This window comes from Streptomyces sp. NPDC043870, assembly GCF_056435785.1.
This window is the reverse complement of record NZ_JBWKDT010000018.1, coordinates 50,492-67,463: the sequence shown is the minus strand read 5'-3', so window position 1 is coordinate 67,463 and position 16,972 is coordinate 50,492. Positions and strand designations below refer to the sequence as shown.

Here is a 16,972-nt window from a genome sequence, read left to right as displayed (position 1 = left end):
GGCCGACCCGAGCCGCACGCCGCAGGCCACCCCGGCCCACCGGACAGGGACCGCCACCACCACAGCCCCTCCGGCGCTTGAGGACGGACACACCGGGCCGACCCGAGCCGCACGCCGCAGGCCACCCCGGCCCACCGGACAGGGACCGCCACCACCACAGCCCCTCCGGCGCTTGAGGACGGACACACCGGCCCACGCCGGACGGAGACCGGTACCGCCGGGCCGCTCAGGGCGCCGGAGGCCAGTCGTCGCCCCAGGCGGTGTCGCGGGCCGCGCGGTACAAGGGGCCGTGGCGCTTCGTCACCGTCGCGCGGTGGAGAGTCTCGTCCGCGTCGCACAGTTCCAGGAGGACCTGGCCCTTGCGGAGCTGGGGTTTACGGGTGACGCGGGAAGCCGCAGGGGTCGCCGGGAAGCGGGTCGCGGCGACGTAGCTGAACTTCTCGTCCTCGTACGCCAGTGACCCGCCCTTCACCTGGCGGTGCAGCGAGGACCGGCTGACGCGCGCAGCGAAGTGGCACCAGTCCGTACCCGGGACGATCGGGCAGTCCGCGCTGTGCGGGCAGGGTGCCGCGACGCGCAGACCCGCGGCGATCAGCTGGTCGCGCGCGGCGATGATCCGCTCGTAGCCGTCGGGGGTCCCCGGCTCGACGATCAGGACCACCTGGCCCGCCGCCGCGGCCTGCGTGACGACCGCCGTCCGGTCCGCCCCGTCGAGTTCCTTCAGCACGTACGAGACCGTGATCAGGTCCGCCGGCTCCAGCCGCATCGCCTCGCCGATCCGCGCCCGCCGCCACTCGGCGCCCCGCAGCGCGGGCGAGTCCGCGACCGCCGCCAGCTCGCGGCCGAGCGCCAGCGCGGGCTCCGCCCAGTCGAGGACGGTGGTGCGGTGGGAGCCCTCCGGCCAGGCGTCCGCGACCGCCCAGCTCGCCGCGCCCGTGCCGCCGCCGATGTCGGTGTGCGTGGCCGGCACCCAGTCGGGCGCGGCCCGGCGCAGGGCGGTGAGCGCGGACCGTACCGCCTCGAACGTCGCGGGCATCCGGTACGCGGCGTACGCGGCGACATCCGCCCGGTCACGCAGCACCGGCGCGTCCGTCGGCGTAACCCCCCGGTAGCTGGCGATCAGCCGGTCCACGGCCTGGGTGACCCGGCTCTGCGGGAGACCGTCGAGGAGGCCGGCGAGGGCATCGGGGAGGGTGGCGTTCACCGGCGAATTCTAGGACAGGCCCTGGCCACGGATCGCCTTCCCGCCCGGGCCGGACGCACGTGCCGAAGCGGGACAGAACGACTGCGGAACCGAACTGCTATGGGTGCAGGGCCAGTTGCTAGTCTGACGGGCGTTGACCGGCAGCACCGCTCATCGGGGGGACCATGAGACAGCGGGTCGTACGCATGGCCCTGGTGGCGGGGGTCGCCTTACTGGCGATGATCCTCCTGCTCGCCACCTGCGGCGGCGGCAAGGACGACAACAGCGGCGGCAAGCCGAAGCAACCAGCCCGGAAGAGCTCGGGCCCGGCCACGCAGCTCACCGTCCCCGCCGCGTACGACACCGCCCGGGGCTGGGAGGTGCCCGACGCCTCGCCGGAGTACGCGCTCGCCCGCGAGACCGGGCTGATCGCCTATCTGGAGCGGGCGGCGGACGACCGCTTCCGGCTGCGGACCCTGGACGCCGGGACCGGCAGGCGCGGCTGGTCGGGTGAACCGTTCTCCGCACTGGCCGGCCGGGAGAACTTTCCACGGCTGCTGTCCGTCACAAAGGACGACCGGCAGTTCTTCGTCGTCTGGTCGTACGGGAAGGCCGGACGCGACTACCTCACCCCCGCCGGCACCTTCGTCTCCCTGGACATCTACGCCGCCCTCGACGGCGCCCGGCAGCGCGTCGAGGTGCCCTGGACCGGGGCACCGACCGTCTCCGGCGCCGGTCCCGGCATCCTCATCGGCGACGGCGGCGCCCGCAGCGCGGTCGTCGACCCGGCGACCGGCGAGGTCTCGCTGACCGCGCCGAAGGAACTGCGCCATCCGAAGGGCTGCGCCAGCTGCCGGCAGCTGACCGAGGTGCGCGGGCTGACCGCGAAGGGCCTGCTGGTCAGCGGGGCGCGGGAGTTCTGGGTGCGGGGCGGCTGGTTCAGCCGGAACATCGCCCCGGCCGGCGCGGACCGCGCGTACGGCGCCCCGACCTCGCTGACCGCCGGACGGCTGCTGGTGCGCTGGCGGAAGGCGAAGGGCACCAAGGGAGCCGACACCCACGACATCTGGGCGGTGCACGATGCGACGACCGGAAAGCCGCTGGTCAAGACCGAATGCCATAAGCCGGCGATCGAGCCCGGCGAGTATCCGCAGGCCGTGGTCTCGCCCGACGGCCGCTATCTGGTCGCCGGGAGTCTCGCCTTCGATCTGGAGGAGCGGACCGGCCGGTGCTTCGAGGAGGAGGACGGCACCCGCCCCCTGACGCTGACGACGGTGACCGACGACGGCGTCGCGTACGGGGCGATGAACACCCGCAGCCCGGCGGAGGCGCTGGCGGGCGGCGGCGCCCCGTACGAGGTGGACCTCGCGACCTGGGTGCCCGAGGCGCTCTCCCGCAACGTCCGGCTGCCGGACGGCGAGGCGTCAGAGGTCGGGCTGTTCCGCTGGACGGACACGAAGGACCGGCTGCACCTGATCGGTTACGTACGCGCCGACTGATCGGTCACGTACGCGCGGACTGAGCGTCGTCGGCGGTACGGCGCCACGGCCGGCACAGCCCCAGGAAGCAGGCGACCGCACCGAGCGCGCACACCAGCTGCACCACGGCCATGGGCACCGCGGTCCTCTCGCCCGCGATCCCGACGAGCGGTGAGGCGACCGCCCCGATGAGGAACGAGGACGTGCCGAGCAGCGCGGACGCCGAGCCCGCGGCGTGCGGGGTGCGCATCAGGGCCTGCGCGTTGGCGTTCGGCAGCGTGAGGCCCATGGCGGACATCAGCACGAACAGCCCGGCCGCCACGGGCGCCAGCCCGGGCCGGCCGAAGACGCCCGTCGTCATCAGCAGCAGTGCGAGCGCGGCCAGCGTGACCACGGCGAGTCCGAAGCCGAGGACCTTGTCGAGGCGGACCCGCCCGACGAGCAGCTTGCCGTTGATCTGGCCGACCGCGACCAGGCCGATCGAGTTGAGCCCGAAGAGCAGGCTGAACGTTTGCGGCGAGGCCCCGTAGATCTCCTGGACGACGTACGGCGACGCCGAGATGTACGCGAAGAGGGCGGCGAACGCGAGTCCGCCCGCCAGCACGTAGCCGGTGAAGGCACGGTCGGCGAGGAGGCCGCGCATGGTGCTGAGGGCCTGGCCGACGCCGCCGCTGTGCCGCCGCTCCGGCGGCAGCGTCTCGTGCAGCCACTTCGCCACGACGAGGGTGAGCAGCACACCGATCACGGCGAGGACGTGGAAGACGCCGCGCCAGTCGGTGACCCGGAGGATCTGGCCGCCGATGAGCGGCGCGACGATCGGGGCCACTCCCGAGATCAGCATCAGGGTGGAGAAGAAGCGGGCCATCTCCACGCCGTCGTAGAGGTCACGGACGACGGCCCGGGCGATGACGATCCCGGCGGCTCCGGCCAGGCCCTGGAGCAGCCGGAAGCCGATGAGCAGTTCGGCCGTGGGCGCGAGCGCGCAGACCGCGGTGGCGGCGACGTACACGATCATGCCGATGAGGAGCGGGCGACGGCGGCCCCACTTGTCGCTCATGGGCCCGACGACGAGCTGTCCGAGCGCCATGCCCGCGAGGCAGGCGGTGAGGGTGAGCTGGATGGTCGCGGCAGGTGCGCGGAGTGCCCCGGTGACCTCCGGCAGGGCCGGGAGGTACATGTCCATGGAGAGCGGGGGAAGCGCGGTGAGACCGCCGAGTACGAGGGTGACGAGGAGACCCGCACGGCGCGCGGCGGCGACGGTGACGGCGGGTGCTGGTGCCGGATCGGCGCCGGCTATGTGTCCTTGTGTGGTCCGGCTGCTCTCCGGCATCAACAGCTCCTCTTCTGGGCGTCGCCGCCTATGCTCTCAGCTCGCCGGAGTGGTCGAGACCTTTCTGTCCATGGCTGTGCCGTCTGCCCATGGCTGTGCCGTCTGCGCCCGGTGTGCCTGGTGCGCCCGGTGCGCCGGATTTCGCGCGCGGTGATGCGGACCGCCGACGCGGTACGGGACCGCGTCGGCGTCCGCTGCCGGTCTGCCGGGCTACCGGGCTACCGGGCTACCGGGCTACCGGGCTACCGGGCTACCGGGCTACCGGGCTACCGGGCTACCGGTCGGAACCTACGCGGGCTTGAGGCCGGGGTCGCCGGCTTCCGTGACGAACGACGCGGCCGTGGTGATGGGCGCGCCCGGGGTGGTCACCGCGGACACGGTCCGGAAGTCGGCGCGGGCCAGCTCGGTGGTGAGGGTGACCGTCACATAGCCGCGACGGCCGTTGTAGAACTTCATGTGCGGGTTGGCCCGGGTGAGATTGTCCCAGTTCGCGGGCTTGTCGGCGCCGTCCTTGCCGCTGCTGATGGAGGTGGCGACGAACTCGGTGCCGACGGTGCGGGACGCCGGGTCGTTGAAGTCCTTCTTCAGGTCGAAGGCGTAGCCGACGTGGACGTCGCCGGTCAGGACGACGAGGTTGTCGACGCCGGCGGCCTCGGCGCCGTCGAGGATCCGCTTGCGGGAGGCCGGGTAGCCGTCCCACGCGTCCATGGAGAGCTTGAAGTCGGCGGTGGGGACGTTGCGCCGCTGGGCGAAGGTGACCTGCTGGGGGACGACGTTCCAGACGGCGTCCGACGCCTCCCAGCCCTCGAGCAGCCAGCGCTCCTGGGTCCCGCCGGTCATGGTGCGCGCCGGGTCCTCGGACTCGGGCCCCGGCGTCTGCCAGCCGTCCCCGTACGCCTGGTCGGAGCGGTACTGGCGGGTGTCGAGGATGTCGAACTGGGCGAGCCGGCCGAAGCGGAAGCGGCGGTAGAGCTGCATGTCCGGGCCGTCGGGCTGCTGGGGCTTCCTGAGCGGCTGGTTCTCCCAGTAGGCGCGGTACGCGGCGGCGCGGCGCAGCAGGAACTCCTCCGGCGGGATGTCGTTCTCGGGGATGTCGTCCGCGTAGTTGTTCTCGGTCTCGTGGTCGTCCCAGGTGACGACGAAGGGGTGGGCGGCGTGCGCGGCACGCAGGTCCTCGTCGCTGCGGTAGAGCGCGTAGCGCAGCCGGTAGTCCTCGAGGGTGATCGTCTCACGGTTGAAGTGCGCGGGCAGCCGCCGGTCGGTGTAGTTGCGGGCGCCGCCGACGGCGTTGACGGCGTACTCGTAGAGGTAGTCGCCGAGGTGGAAGACGGCGTCGAGGTCCTCCTCCGCGAGGTGCTTGTACGCGGTGAAGAAGCCGTCGTGGTAGGCCTGGCAGGAGACGGCGGCGAGCTTCAGCTCGGAGATCCGGGCGGCGGCGCGGGGGGCGGTGCGGGTGCGGCCGGTGGGGCTGATCCAGCTGCCGGCGCGGAAGCGGTAGTAGTACACGCGGTCCGCGTCGAGGCCGGTGACCTCGACATGGACACTGTGGTCGAACTCGGGGTGGGCGGTCGCCTGTCCGCGTCTGGCGATGCGGGTGAAGCGGGCGTCATGGGCGAGTTCCCACTTGACCTGGATGCGCGCGTCGGGCAGTCCGCTGTCCGGTTCGTACGGGCGGGTCGCGAGCCGGGTCCACAGCAGCACGGAGCCGGGCAGCGGGTCGCCGGACGCCACGCCGAGGGTGAACGGGTCCTCGGTGAGCTTCTTCGCGTCCAGCTCGGCGGCGCTCGCGGTGCCGGCGGCCGGGAGGTTCACGGCGAAGGCGAGCGCGGCGGCGGCGCCGGTGACGGTGAGGAAGCGGCGCCGGCCCAAGTGCCGGGCGGCGGCGCGGAATTCGGCCGAGTGCTGGTGTACGAGTGTCATGTACCCCTCCCCTTACGGCTGTTGTCAATCGCATTGCAGTGGGGGGTGACGTCCCAGGGTTGTCGGGTACACAACATCCGCGTGTCGGACGGATGAGATCCGGGTACGTGGGCCTGCCGTACGCTGCGGGCCCATGAACCCAGAACGCGGAAGAGTCGCCGTGGTCACAGGCGCGGGCTCGGGCATCGGCCGGAGTGTCGCGCTGGCTCTTGCGGGCGCGGGCTGGTCGGTCGCGGTGGCCGGACGGCGGGCCGAGGCGCTGGAGGAGACGGCGTCACTGGCGGGCGACCGGGACGTGGTGTGCGTCCCCACGAACGTCACGTCACCGGACGAGGTCACGTCCCTCTTCGCGGCGGTGCGCGACCGGTACGGGCGCCTCGACCTGCTCTTCAACAACGCGGGCACGTTCGGGCCCGGCGGCGTCCCGGTCGAGGACCTCCCCTACGAGGCGTGGCGGCACGTCGTGGACGTCAATCTGACCGGGTCCTTCCTGTGCGCACAGGCAGCCTTCCGCCTGATGAAGGACCAGGACCCGCAGGGCGGGCGGATCATCAACAACGGGTCCATCTCGGCGCACGTGCCGCGGCCGCACTCGGTGGCGTACACGGCGACGAAGCACGCCATGACCGGCCTTACCAAGTCCCTGTCCCTGGATGGCCGTCCCTACCGCATCGCCTGCGGCCAGATCGACATCGGCAACGCGGCGACCGAGATGACGGCCCGCATGCGAACAGGCATCCTCCAGGCCAACGGCGAGCTGGCGGCCGAACCGGTGATGGACGCAGCGGACGTGGCACGGACGGTGCGGCACATGGCGGAGCTGCCGCTGGAGGCGAATGTGCAGTTCGCGACGGTGATGGCGACGACGATGCCGTACATCGGCCGGGGGTGACTTTCCGTGCCCGAACCGGGGCTCCGCCCCGGGCCCCGCTCCTCAATCGCCGGAGGGCTCATTCAGGGGCGGCCGGGGCGCACCGGGGCCGACCGGTGGCCTGGCGGGGTCTGGGGAGCCGGCCCCAGCCCGGGAACAGCGCGCCGGGGACAGGCGTTGGGCACGGCATGACGATCAATGGGCAGCCCGAGGTGCTGCGTTACACCGCGTTCTCCAGCGACCCGGACGGCGGAAACCCCGCAGGTGTCGTGCTGGACGCCGCCGGGCTGGACGACAGCGACATGCTGGGGATCGCCGCCGAGCTGGGGTACTCCGAGTCGGCGTTTCTGACCGCTCCCCCGGAGGGGCTCGGCGGCGCGGGCGGCCGGGCGTACACCCTCCGGTTCTTCAGCCCCAAGGCCGAGGTGCCGTTCTGCGGACACGCCACCGTCGCCACCGCCCTCGCGCTCGCCGAGCGCACGGGGCCGGGGGAGCTGCTGTTCGCCACACCCGCGGGGACCGTTCCGGTGTCGGTGACCGAGGAGGGCGGGGCGCTCCGCGCCACGCTCACCAGCGTCGAGCCGCACGTCGAGGAGATCGCCGAAGACGACCTCACGGAGGCGCTCGCCGCGCTCGACTGGCCGGCCACCGACCTCGACCCCGCCTTCCCGCCCCGTATCGCCTTCGCCGGCGCCCGCCATCTGGTCGTCGCGGCGGCGACCCGCGCGCGCCTCGCGGACCTCGCGTACGAGTTCGCCCGTCTCGAAGCCCTGATGCACCGCCTGGACCTGACCACCGTCCAGCTGGTGTGGCGCGAGTCCCCCAGCGTCTTCCACGTCCGCGACCCGTTCCCCGTCGGTGGTGTCGTGGAGGACCCGGCGACCGGCGCCGCGGCCGCCGCGTTCGGCGCGTACGTCCGCGAGTTCGGACTGGTCTCCGAGGACGCCGTCCTCACCCTGCACCAGGGCGAGGATCTGGGCCGTCCGGGCGTGCTCACGGTGACGCTGCACGCGGGCGACCCGCGCATCCGTGTCAGTGGCGCGGGGACCCGTATCGGCTGAAGCGCCAGCTGACACGTCAGCCGATGCTCAGCTGAAGCGCACCGGCAGGTGCTTGATCCCGTTGATGAAGTCGGAGCGCATGCGCCGCGGTTCGCCCGTCAGCTCGACGTGCGGATGGCGGCGCAGCAGCTCCCGGGTGAGGGCCGTGATCTGCGAACGGGCGAGCCCGGCGCCCAGGCAGTAGTGCGGGCCGCCACCGCCGAAGGTGAGGTGTTCGTTGGGGGTGCGGCGGATGTCGAAGACGTCCGGGGCGCGGAAGACGTCCTCGTCCCGGTTGCCGGACGTGTAGTAGAGGACCGCCTTCTGCCCCGCCGCCACCGGCACCCCGCCGATCTCCGTGTCCCTCGTCGCCGTACGCCGGAAGTTGTGTATCGACCCGTTCCAGCGCAGGAACTCCTCCGTGGCCGTCGCCCACAGCGTGTCGTCGTCGATCCCCTTCACCAGCTCCGCCCGCGCCTCCGGATGCTCGATCAGGCTCAGCAGCGTCCCGGCGAGGAGGTTGCGGGTGGTCTCGTTGCCCGCCACGCACAGCGTCACGAAGAACATGTCGATCTCGTGGGCCGTGAGCCGCTCCCCCTCCACCTCGGCGTGCACGAGCGTGCTGAGGATGTCCCCGCGTGGCTCGCGCAGCCGCTCGGCGGCCAGCGCGTCGCAGTACGCGTAGATCTCCGCCGCCGCGATCTGCCCGTCCTCCTCGCTCGTACGGAAGTCCGGATCCTGGAGCCCCACCATCCGGTTGCTCCACTCGAAGATCCGGTCCTCGTCGGCGGCCGGAACGCCGACCATCTCGCAGATGATCTGCAGCGGCAGCCGCGCCGCGACCTCCTCGACGAACTCCACCTCGCCGCCCTTCGCGGCCACCGAGTCCGCCAGCTGGGCCGCCCGCCGCCCGATGTCCTCGGTCAGCTTGCGGATGACGCGCGGCGCGAAACCGGCGCTGACCAGCCGGCGGTAGCGGGTGTGCTTGGGCGGGTCCATGCCGACGAGGGTGAGCGCCAGGCTCTCCAGAGCCTCCGGCGCCTGATCGCGGATGAAGAACGAGCCGAGCTCCACCGACCACAGTTCGGGGTTGCGGCTGACGGCGACGATGTCCTCGTGGCGGGTGACCGCGAAGAACCCTTCGTGGTCACCCGGCACCTCGTGCCAGTGCACGGGCGCCTCGCGGCGCAGCCGCGCGAACTGGTCGTACGGCACGGCCCGTGCCCAGGTGTCCTCCAGCAGATCGATCCGGCCGGCCTGCCCCGTCCGGTCTGTCAGGTCTGTCAGATCCATGGCTCTTCCGCCTTCCACGGGTCGGGCGGTGCGGAGTTGTCCCGAGAAAGCCACAGACCTGACGAACCGTCAACCCTCCGCGAGTATGCGTCCGGTGCCGGCCGGCTGCCCGGCCGTCAGCGACCGTGTTCGAGCGCCGCGGCGTTCTCCTGCGCCTGGGCGACGGCGCGGAACCCGGGGATAGGCTGCGTCGGCGGGCTGCGCGCCCACAGCCGGCCGAGCGCGCCCTGCATGAGGGTTGGAACGTACCGCTGATCGCCAGCACCCGAACCCGAGCGCGCTCGCCTCGATGCCACAGCGTCCCAGTGTTCTCGTCTCCATGGCGCGCACGCCAGGAGTTGGAGCGCGCTCCAGGGCAAGGCCAGCCCGGCGGAGTCCTCGGACCCGCTCGTCTACGCCTGGCCCGTGTCGAAGCGCGCGATCTTCCCGTTCTCGACGGTGAACCGCCACTTCGTCCGCATCTCGCCCCACGTCTCGTTGCGGTACCGGGCGACGAGCGAGCGCCCCTCGTCCGATTCCGACTCGACCTCCATGTGCCCGCGCGAGTCGAAGATCTCCTTGTCGGTCCAGTCGTCCAGATCGCGGTCCGAGCCGTCGTCGGACATGGTCGCCTCCGGTGTGAGCGCGGCCATGAAGGCCTCGCGGTCGCCGGTGTTGATGGCTTTGACGAAGGCGCGTACGGCCGGGTCGCTGAGCCGGTCCACGGAGATGGTCATGGTCGCTCCTCTGGTACGGGGATACGCAGGTGGGTACGTGTCCTCACCCGTACACCCCGGAACGCCCCGCCCCGCGGACCTTGACCCAGCCGTGGCGCGTCACTCCGCACCCGCGGTCCGGCGAGACACCGGCCGAGGACGACGCCGGGTGAAGACGACGCCGGCCGAGCGTCCGCACCGTCCGCACCAGTGGCCTGATCTGGCCGACGCGTGCCGGGATTCATGTGAACGGCCTTGCTTTCTCCGGGGGTTCCTGCCGCAATGACAAGCGTCACTGACTGCCCATCAGCCCCGCCGGGAGCTGATGCCAGGCGCAGACAGCGGCAGTCGGCGACGCCATCCCGTGAACCCCCACACACGAAGGCGGGACCCCCCATGAAGCACGGCACACTCGGTATCGGCACTGCCCTCTTAGCCGCACTGGCCGCGGGCACACTGGCCATGGCCCCCGCGGCCAACGCGGTCGATCCGACGACGGCAACGTTGTCGTTCGACTGCGGTTCGTTCGGCTCCGGCGAGGCGACCCTCACGGCCACGCAGGACGGCACGGCCGCGACGATCAGTGTCTCCACCGCCGCCATCACCTCCCCCATCCCCATCTCCGCGAACTCCGTCAAGTCCACCCTGACCCTGACCAAGAACGGCTCCGGCACGGCGATGTTCACCGGCAACGCCAACCCCGCGATCCCGGCGGGCGGCGCGGTCGCCTCCGGACCGCTGAACGGCACGGTCGCCGCGGGCGACAGCCTCGAAGGAAAGTCCCTTACGGTCGTGGTCTTCGGCATCACGGCGACCTGCAACGCGACGTCTCCGCAGAACCCCGGCCCGTTCGTGTTCTGACGGCACCGGCAGGTTCGCCCGCTTCCGACGGCACCCGCGGGTGCGCCCGCCAGGCGGCGTCACCATCCATGTACGGATGGTGACGCCACTCTGCCCAGCGGGCAAAGCCGGCGAGCGACCTAGACTGAATTTGCGGGGGTTCAGGCGTGTACGCCGCCAGGCAGAGGGAGGACCGACCCGTGACTGCTGAGGCTGTGACCCAAGAGGCCACCCAAGGGGTCCCGATTGCGGCCCACGGCCCCGGGAGCTCGAGCACTCCCCGGTATCTCCCCGTCTCCGAGCACGGGCTGATCGGGGATCTGCGCAGTGCCGCGCTGGTGGGGACGAACGGCACGATCGACTGGTACTGCTGCGGCTGCTTCGACGCCCCCAGCGTCTTCGCCTCGATCCTCGACGCCGAGCGGGGAGGCTCCTTCGAGCTCGCCCCGGACGTGCCGACGCGGACGAAGCAGTTCTACTTCCCCGACACCAACGTGCTCATCACCCGCTTCTTCGCGGAGGACGGGGTCGGCGAGGTCCAGGACTTCATGCCCATCGTCGACGACTCGCGCGAGACCGGCCGGCACCGGCTGATCCGCCGGGTGATCTGCGTCCGCGGATCGCTGCCGTTCCGCGCCGTCGTGGCACCCCGCTTCGATTACGGGAGCCAGCCGCACACCGTCCGCACCGAGCACGGCTACCCCGTCTTCGAGTCGCCCGACCTCACCCTCGCGCTGACGTCCAGCGTCCCGGTCGAAAGCGACGGCCGGGACGTGTGGTCGCTGTTCAAGCTGCACGAGGGAGAGACCGCCGTCTTCGCGCTCGACCGGGTCGGCGGCGAGGTGCGGCCGCGGGCCTGCCCCGTCGCCGAGGCGGAGGACCTGTTCGAGGCCACCGTCCGGTACTGGCGGCGGTGGCTGTCCAAGTCGCGCTACCGCGGACGCTGGCGGGAGATGGTGCACCGCTCCGCGCTGACGCTCAAGCTGCTCACCTACGCACCGACCGGCGCCATCGTGGCCGCGCCGACGACGAGCCTGCCCGAGCAGATCGGCGGCGAGCGGAACTGGGACTACCGGTACGTCTGGATCCGCGACGCCGCCTTCTGCGTCTACGCGATGCTCCGGCTGGGCTTCACCGACGAGGCCAAGGCCTTCATGCAGTTCCTGACCGAGCACGTCTGCATCTCCTGCGCCGGCTCGGGACCGCTGCAGATCATGTACGGCATCGACGGCCGCCGGCAGCTGCCCGAGCGCGAGCTGTCCCACCTCGAGGGCTATCTGGGCTCCGCCCCCGTACGCGTCGGCAACAGCGCCGTCGACCAGCTGCAGCTGGACATCTACGGCGCGCTCATCGACTCGATCTACCTCTACGACAAGTGGGGGGAGCCCATCTCCAGCGCGCACTGGGACACGGTCTGCGAGCTGGTCGAGTGGGTGTGCGAGAACTGGGACCAGCCCGACGAGGGCGTCTGGGAAACCCGCGGGGGACGCAAGAACTTCCTCTACTCCCGCCTGATGTGCTGGGTGGCGATCGAACGGGCCATGCGGATCGCCCAGCACCGGGGGCTGCCCGCCGACATGGTGCGCTGGGCCCGGCACCGCGACACGATCTACCGGCAGATCATGCGGCGCGGCTGGTCGGACGACCGGAAGGCATTCGTCCAGTACGAGGGCGGCAGCGTCCTCGACGCCTCCGTGCTGATGATGCCGATGGCCAAGTTCATCTCCCCGACCGACCCGAAGTGGCTGTCCACCCTGGACGCGCTCGGCGAGGAGCTGGTCTCCGACTCCCTGGTCTACCGCTACGACCCACAGGCAAGCCCGGACGGCCTGCGGGGCGAGGAGGGCACGTTCTCGATCTGCTCCTTCTGGTACGTCGAGGCGCTCACCCGCGCCGGGCGCGCGGACGAGGCGCGGCTGGCCTTCGAGAAGATGCTCACGTACGGCAACCACCTCGGCCTGTACGCGGAGGAGATCGGCCGCACGGGCGAGCAGATAGGCAACTTCCCGCAGGCGTTCACCCACCTGGCGCTGATCAGCGCGGCGTTCAACCTGGACAAAGCGCTGGGGTGACGGCGGCGTACGAACACGTCCTCGCCGCGGCACGTCGTGTCCTACGTCCTGGCCGACGGTACGGGTCAGCCCGTGGCATGGAGGAATGCGGCGGCGGCGCGGGCGTCGGCGGCGACACCGACCGTGACCCAGGTGCCGTGGTCGTCGAGTTCGAGGAGGAGGCGCGGAGGTCGAGCGCACGATCAACCGGCTCAAACACTCCCGGGCCGTGGCGACGCGCTACGACAAGCGCGCCTATGTCTTCCACGGCACGGTCACCGTGGCTTCGATCCACCTCTGACTCAAGCCGTGATCAGCGCGTTTCCAGAGCATCGGCCTGCCTCGTCAGATCCGCAGCGATGTCGTCCCAGTCCGGGCCGTGCATCCACAGATTCTCGGCAGCCTCCCGCATCAGGGCCGGCTCATCCGGCCGCTGCAAGAGCGCCAGCCGATATGCCAGATTCCGGACCCAGACCGGCAGATAGCCGTCAACCACCCCTATGGACAATCTGCTGCACCTCGACCGCACGCTCGATGAGCTGGACCCACCCCACTGGGCGCCTCCTGCCTCTGACTCGACCCATTTGGTCTGCAGGGTGCATGAGTTGCGGGGTGTTCCACTGGGCGAACTCGGTCCGGCGGATCTGCGCACCCTCATCTCTCAGCAGGTGGCGCTGCCGTACGTCCTTCCGCTCGCAGTGCGCTTGCTGCTTGAGGAGCCGCTGCTTGACGCCTACTTTTACGAGGGCGACCTGCTGCTTGCCACCGTAAATGCCCCCGCTTCGGCCTGGTCCCTGCTGCCAGACCTCGGCGCGCGGCTGCGCACCGTGATCACGACATTGCCAGAGGCCGTAGTCGCCAGCCTGCCACGCGGCGCCGCCGAGGAGCTCGCCCGCTTCGTCGCACCGCCCGAATCGCTTCGCTGACCCGTTGAAGGTGCGGGTGAAGGAACTCGCGAAGGGCTAACGATCCAAACCAGAGATTCGGTGGCAGTAGGCGGCGTTGGCCGCCTTATGGGCGAGGGTCTTGGACGCCACAGCCGCGGGGTTGGCCTCACGGGTGCGATCGTGGTTTTGGCCTCTGGCCGAATTGATGATCTGGCCCCAGAGCTTGTCACAGGTGACAGCCTGCTGAGCAGTCGCGATGCACGACGACAGTGGCGAAGGCAGGTGCTGACCCTGTTCCTGTTCACTCTTGGCATCGCAGGAGTGGTGTTCGCTTTCGCCTCATCGGGCATTGCCGTCGCCGTCGCTACCGTCGCTGCGACAGTGCTCCTCGGCTCGTGGACGAAGGTCTTCCGACTTCCGACCAGCCAGCCGGAGACCACACCCCCAGCATCATCGGACAGCATCAACGCGACTGGTACTCCGGGGCCTAATCAGCCGGCCATGAGCAGCAGGGTCTGAGGCAGGTCCGCCTGCGAGGACCGCGGCCCATTCGCCGATGGAGCCGAGCCGATTAGGGACGTGCGCGGGTGCCACAGCGGGACGAAGTGCTGGCCGTCGACGATGGCGAACAGCGGCGCGCGGACCTGCGGCTCGGGCCGGGCGGGGCATAGGTGACGTGCTCGGTGGCGACGAGACGCCCACTGATGAACGGGGAAGATGCGCCCCCGTGAGGCGGCCGACTCTCCCCAGAAGCTCCCCACGGGCCCTCTGGATCATGAAATGTGGCGCCTCGCCCCTGGTCAGGGGCGGGAGTGGCAGACGAGTCGGGCTATACGCCGGGGAGTGTCACCGCAGCGCTATGACCTGCACATACGCGCAGGATGGCCATGTCCGTGGCTACTTTGATGGCTACGCAAGTTTATGATCTTGCTCTACGGCCGCTTACTGTGGCTTCACTTCCCGTCGCAGCCCCAACGAACCCCCAGGCTGGCCAGCCTCCCAGGGAACGCACGCGAGGCCTTCGCGCCGGCGCATGCCCGCCCCGAGCATGTCCAACATATGGACACGATCTGTGATGCGCATCACGCTACCCCGGTAGGTAGACGTTTCCAGTGAGGGTGTCTCCGGAATTCAGGGCACCGAGCTGAACCAGACACCAACTCGCTACGGACGAGATATTGCCGGCCATCGGCTCACGCTGCCCGAACGCACAGCCGGATCGATTCCAGTCCAACCCCGATTAGTTCCGGTGGCCTCATTCTGAAGCCTGCCGACGGACGGAGCGGGACGACCTACCCCCGACCCTTGAACTTGCAGCGGACCCGCGGAACGAAGACTCACCAATTCCGAAACGGCAACTGCCCAGATATGCAGAGCCATACCCATCACGATCGCCCCCGCGAGCCCGAGTGGTCATCAGTGATGGGCCTCCATGACGTGATCGCGGCGGGAGTCGCCGGGCAGCGGGAGTGCGGGCCGCACCTGGACCTCCGGAGGCAAGCTGCGGGCGATGGCACCCGGAGAGGCATCCGGGGGCGACCGTACCGGCAGGGCTACCGAGCCTTCGGCAGAGTCGGCACGGACGCCCAGGTCACGTACCCAGCTTCGTCGCCGCGGTACTGGCCAATGTCGTCGACCGAGCGGTGCACGATGAACAGGCCCGGCTCCGCCTCCGGATCCGGCAAGGGCCGGTCCATCTCTCCGACGGTGAGCAAGACGTGAGCCCCGTCGTATGAGATCCGACCCGCCAGGTCAACGCTCGCGCGATGCCGCGCGGTGACGTCGACCAATTCCGTGAGCACTTTAAGCACTGACTCGGCGACGGCTACAGCATCCGGCATCTCGCCGAGTAGCGCAGGCAGCACCATTTCGGCGAACCGGCGTGAGCGGCGCAGGGCTTCGGCGGGCTCATGCTCGGGGCCGAGTCGGAACTCAAGGGAGTTCGCCGCGCCGAGAACCTGCGGCACGGCGGCGTTCTGCCTGGCCGCGGGAGTCCGCAGGCTGGAGGCCCAGAGCAGTGGCACTGCGTCGGAGATCGTCATGGTTCTCCATCACTCCATCGCGTCGAACGGACGCACGGAGCTGCCCGCTCCCCCGAGCCGGGCAGTCCCGTGCGCAGCTTCAGGGCACGGCGAAATCCGGCCGCACCACCCCTACAGGCGGCCCTGTGTGTCATCGAGTTAACAGTGACGTAGAGTGTTTACGCAAGCGAGATGAGAGTCCGGCGAATCACGAGGTCAGAACGTAGACAGGGGGCGAACTCCTGCCCGACAGCGGTGGACTAGAGTGACGAAGCCATTAGAAGCAAACGACGCAAAATCGGACATGAGTAGCCTGGGGGCGGAGATGAGTGCTGGCGAGAAGGATGAGCCACGCACCTTGCAGGAGAAGATCAACTACCTGCTGCAGGAGTCGTTCCCCGACGGCGCCCCGAGCGACCGCGAGTTCTGTCGAATCGTGGAGGCCCGCGGCGGCGCCTTGTCTCACAGTTACTTCGGCAAGCTCCGCAAGGGCCAGCTCACCGAGGTCAGGGAGGAGACTCTGCAAGCCCTGGGATTGGGCTTCGACTGCGACTGGCGCTTCTTCAAACCGGAATCGCAGGTCGAGGCGGAAGTCGCCGCCGGGCTCCGCTTCCTGGCCGACAAGCGCGCCGGTGGCATCAGCGGAATCGCCGGGCGAGGCCTTTCCGAAGAGGGGCTCTCGCCCGATCTGCTCAACTTCGCACTCGACCTCGTTGAGAAGGCGCGCCAGGAGGCGCAGGAACGTCCGGCGGACCCGCAGAAATGACGGACGCACCTTCTTCCGAGCCGTCTCTGAGCGAGGTGCAGGAGCTGTGTGAGACCGGCCTGGCAGACCTTCCGATCCCCAACCCGTTCTCAGTAGAGCAGCTGCGGATCAACATGGAGAAGGCTCGCGGCCGCCGGATCATCATGCAGCCCATCCCTGACTCGATGGTCACCGCGAGCGCGGCGTGCGGGCTGAGGATCAAGGACACCGACTTCAGCGTCGTCCTCTACCGCAAGCGCCCGTCGGCCTACTTGACCGAGCACGTCATGTTGCACGAGCTGGTCCACGAGTGGCTCGACCACGGCACCCAGCTCGGCCCGGACGAACTCAGGGCACTGGTGCCCGTCTTCGGGCCGGACCTGATCAAGCGCGTCATGGCCGGCGAGGCCACCGTGCAGGCACGCTCCAACTACCGCACCGTCGAGGAGAAGATCGCCGAAGTCGGCGCCTCCCTCATCCCCCGCATGGCCCGCGACGTGCCGAGCGACGACATGTTCGGCCGCCTGGGCGACACCCTCTCCCGGCCAGCCGGAGGCAGCTACCGACTAGGACGCCGCCTTCGCAATCTCTTCCGCCGTTCGTAACTGAAGGACCCCC

The 16,972-nt window shown here is 70.2% G+C and carries 14 protein-coding genes and 3 pseudogenes; 9 read left to right on the top strand and 8 right to left on the bottom strand.

Annotated elements, in window-relative coordinates; translation table 11 throughout:
* Nucleotides 1–226 precede the first annotated feature (226 nt).
* Nucleotides 227–1,204 carry a small ribosomal subunit Rsm22 family protein gene (locus tag AC0699_RS22330; RefSeq protein ID WP_478662914.1) on the bottom strand — a complete coding sequence of 326 codons (978 nt, stop codon included), beginning with the start codon at nucleotides 1,202–1,204 and terminating at the stop codon, nucleotides 227–229.
* Between the two features lie 164 nt (nucleotides 1,205–1,368).
* Between AC0699_RS22330 and AC0699_RS22325 the strand changes: the two genes are divergently transcribed.
* Nucleotides 1,369–2,682, top strand: a complete 1,314-nt coding sequence (locus AC0699_RS22325) for a hypothetical protein (protein ID WP_478662911.1) — start codon at nucleotides 1,369–1,371, stop codon at nucleotides 2,680–2,682.
* A 4-nt stretch (nucleotides 2,683–2,686) separates the two neighbouring features.
* Here AC0699_RS22325 and AC0699_RS22320 read toward each other — a convergent pair whose 3' ends face one another.
* Both AC0699_RS22320 and AC0699_RS22315 read right to left on the bottom strand, forming a co-directional pair.
* A complete protein-coding gene (locus AC0699_RS22320) occupies nucleotides 2,687–3,991 on the bottom strand; it encodes a multidrug effflux MFS transporter (RefSeq protein WP_478662909.1) in 1,305 nt (434 codons plus the stop codon).
* A 288-nt stretch (nucleotides 3,992–4,279) separates the two neighbouring features.
* Nucleotides 4,280–5,911 (bottom strand): alkaline phosphatase D family protein, encoded by a 1,632-nt coding sequence (locus AC0699_RS22315; RefSeq protein ID WP_478662907.1) that lies wholly within the window; start codon nucleotides 5,909–5,911, stop codon nucleotides 4,280–4,282.
* A 133-nt stretch (nucleotides 5,912–6,044) separates the two neighbouring features.
* On the opposite strand from AC0699_RS22315, the gene AC0699_RS22310 reads away from it, so the two are divergent.
* Complete coding sequence (locus AC0699_RS22310) at nucleotides 6,045–6,803, top strand: SDR family oxidoreductase (RefSeq protein ID WP_478662905.1); 759 nt, start codon at nucleotides 6,045–6,047, stop codon at nucleotides 6,801–6,803.
* 167 nt (nucleotides 6,804–6,970) lie between these two features.
* Nucleotides 6,971–7,843 (top strand): PhzF family phenazine biosynthesis protein, encoded by an 873-nt coding sequence (locus tag AC0699_RS22305; RefSeq protein ID WP_478662903.1) that lies wholly within the window; start codon nucleotides 6,971–6,973, stop codon nucleotides 7,841–7,843.
* A 27-nt stretch (nucleotides 7,844–7,870) separates the two neighbouring features.
* Here the strand turns inward: AC0699_RS22305 and AC0699_RS22300 are convergent, their stop codons facing one another.
* The 3 genes and pseudogenes from AC0699_RS22300 to AC0699_RS22290 form a co-directional block, all read right to left on the bottom strand.
* Entirely contained in the window at nucleotides 7,871–9,115 is a 1,245-nt protein-coding gene (locus tag AC0699_RS22300) for a cytochrome P450 (protein ID WP_478662899.1), read from the bottom strand.
* Nucleotides 9,116–9,184: 69 nt separating this feature from the next.
* Nucleotides 9,185–9,354: pseudogene (locus AC0699_RS22295) on the bottom strand (aldo/keto reductase); the annotation flags it as partial.
* A 153-nt stretch (nucleotides 9,355–9,507) separates the two neighbouring features.
* Complete coding sequence (locus tag AC0699_RS22290) at nucleotides 9,508–9,831, bottom strand: nuclear transport factor 2 family protein (RefSeq protein WP_478662897.1); 324 nt, start codon at nucleotides 9,829–9,831, stop codon at nucleotides 9,508–9,510.
* A 375-nt stretch (nucleotides 9,832–10,206) separates the two neighbouring features.
* Between AC0699_RS22290 and AC0699_RS22285 the strand changes: the two genes are divergently transcribed.
* From AC0699_RS22285 to AC0699_RS22275, 3 genes and pseudogenes are all read left to right on the top strand, one after another.
* Nucleotides 10,207–10,671, top strand: coding sequence for a hypothetical protein (locus AC0699_RS22285; RefSeq protein ID WP_478662895.1), 465 nt, complete (start codon nucleotides 10,207–10,209; stop codon nucleotides 10,669–10,671).
* Nucleotides 10,672–10,895: 224 nt separating this feature from the next.
* Nucleotides 10,896–12,722, top strand: a complete 1,827-nt coding sequence (locus AC0699_RS22280; RefSeq protein WP_478663079.1) for a glycoside hydrolase family 15 protein — start codon at nucleotides 10,896–10,898, stop codon at nucleotides 12,720–12,722.
* A 166-nt stretch (nucleotides 12,723–12,888) separates the two neighbouring features.
* Nucleotides 12,889–13,002 (top strand): annotated as a pseudogene (locus tag AC0699_RS22275) (IS5/IS1182 family transposase); the annotation flags it as partial.
* A 12-nt stretch (nucleotides 13,003–13,014) separates the two neighbouring features.
* Here the strand turns inward: AC0699_RS22275 and AC0699_RS22270 are convergent.
* Nucleotides 13,015–13,200 (bottom strand): annotated as a pseudogene (locus AC0699_RS22270) (hypothetical protein); the annotation flags it as partial.
* A gap of 1 nt (nucleotide 13,201) precedes the next feature.
* On the opposite strand from AC0699_RS22270, the gene AC0699_RS22265 reads away from it, so the two are divergent.
* Nucleotides 13,202–13,627 (top strand): contact-dependent growth inhibition system immunity protein, encoded by a 426-nt coding sequence (locus AC0699_RS22265; protein WP_478662893.1) that lies wholly within the window; start codon nucleotides 13,202–13,204, stop codon nucleotides 13,625–13,627.
* A 1,514-nt stretch (nucleotides 13,628–15,141) separates the two neighbouring features.
* Here AC0699_RS22265 and AC0699_RS22260 read toward each other — a convergent pair.
* Complete coding sequence (locus tag AC0699_RS22260) at nucleotides 15,142–15,630, bottom strand: hypothetical protein (RefSeq protein WP_478662890.1); 489 nt, start codon at nucleotides 15,628–15,630, stop codon at nucleotides 15,142–15,144.
* A gap of 304 nt (nucleotides 15,631–15,934) precedes the next feature.
* Here AC0699_RS22260 and AC0699_RS22255 point away from each other — a divergent pair, with 304 nt between their 5' ends.
* Together AC0699_RS22255 and AC0699_RS22250 are read left to right on the top strand one after the other, a co-directional pair.
* Nucleotides 15,935–16,375 (top strand): hypothetical protein, encoded by a 441-nt coding sequence (locus tag AC0699_RS22255; RefSeq protein WP_478662887.1) that lies wholly within the window; start codon nucleotides 15,935–15,937, stop codon nucleotides 16,373–16,375.
* The gene (locus AC0699_RS22250; RefSeq protein WP_478662885.1) at nucleotides 16,372–16,959 is read left to right on the top strand and encodes a toxin; all 588 of its coding nucleotides are present in this window, start codon (nucleotides 16,372–16,374) and stop codon (nucleotides 16,957–16,959) included. Before AC0699_RS22255 ends, AC0699_RS22250 begins: the two co-directional genes overlap by 4 nt.
* Nucleotides 16,960–16,972: the final 13 nt, after the last annotated feature.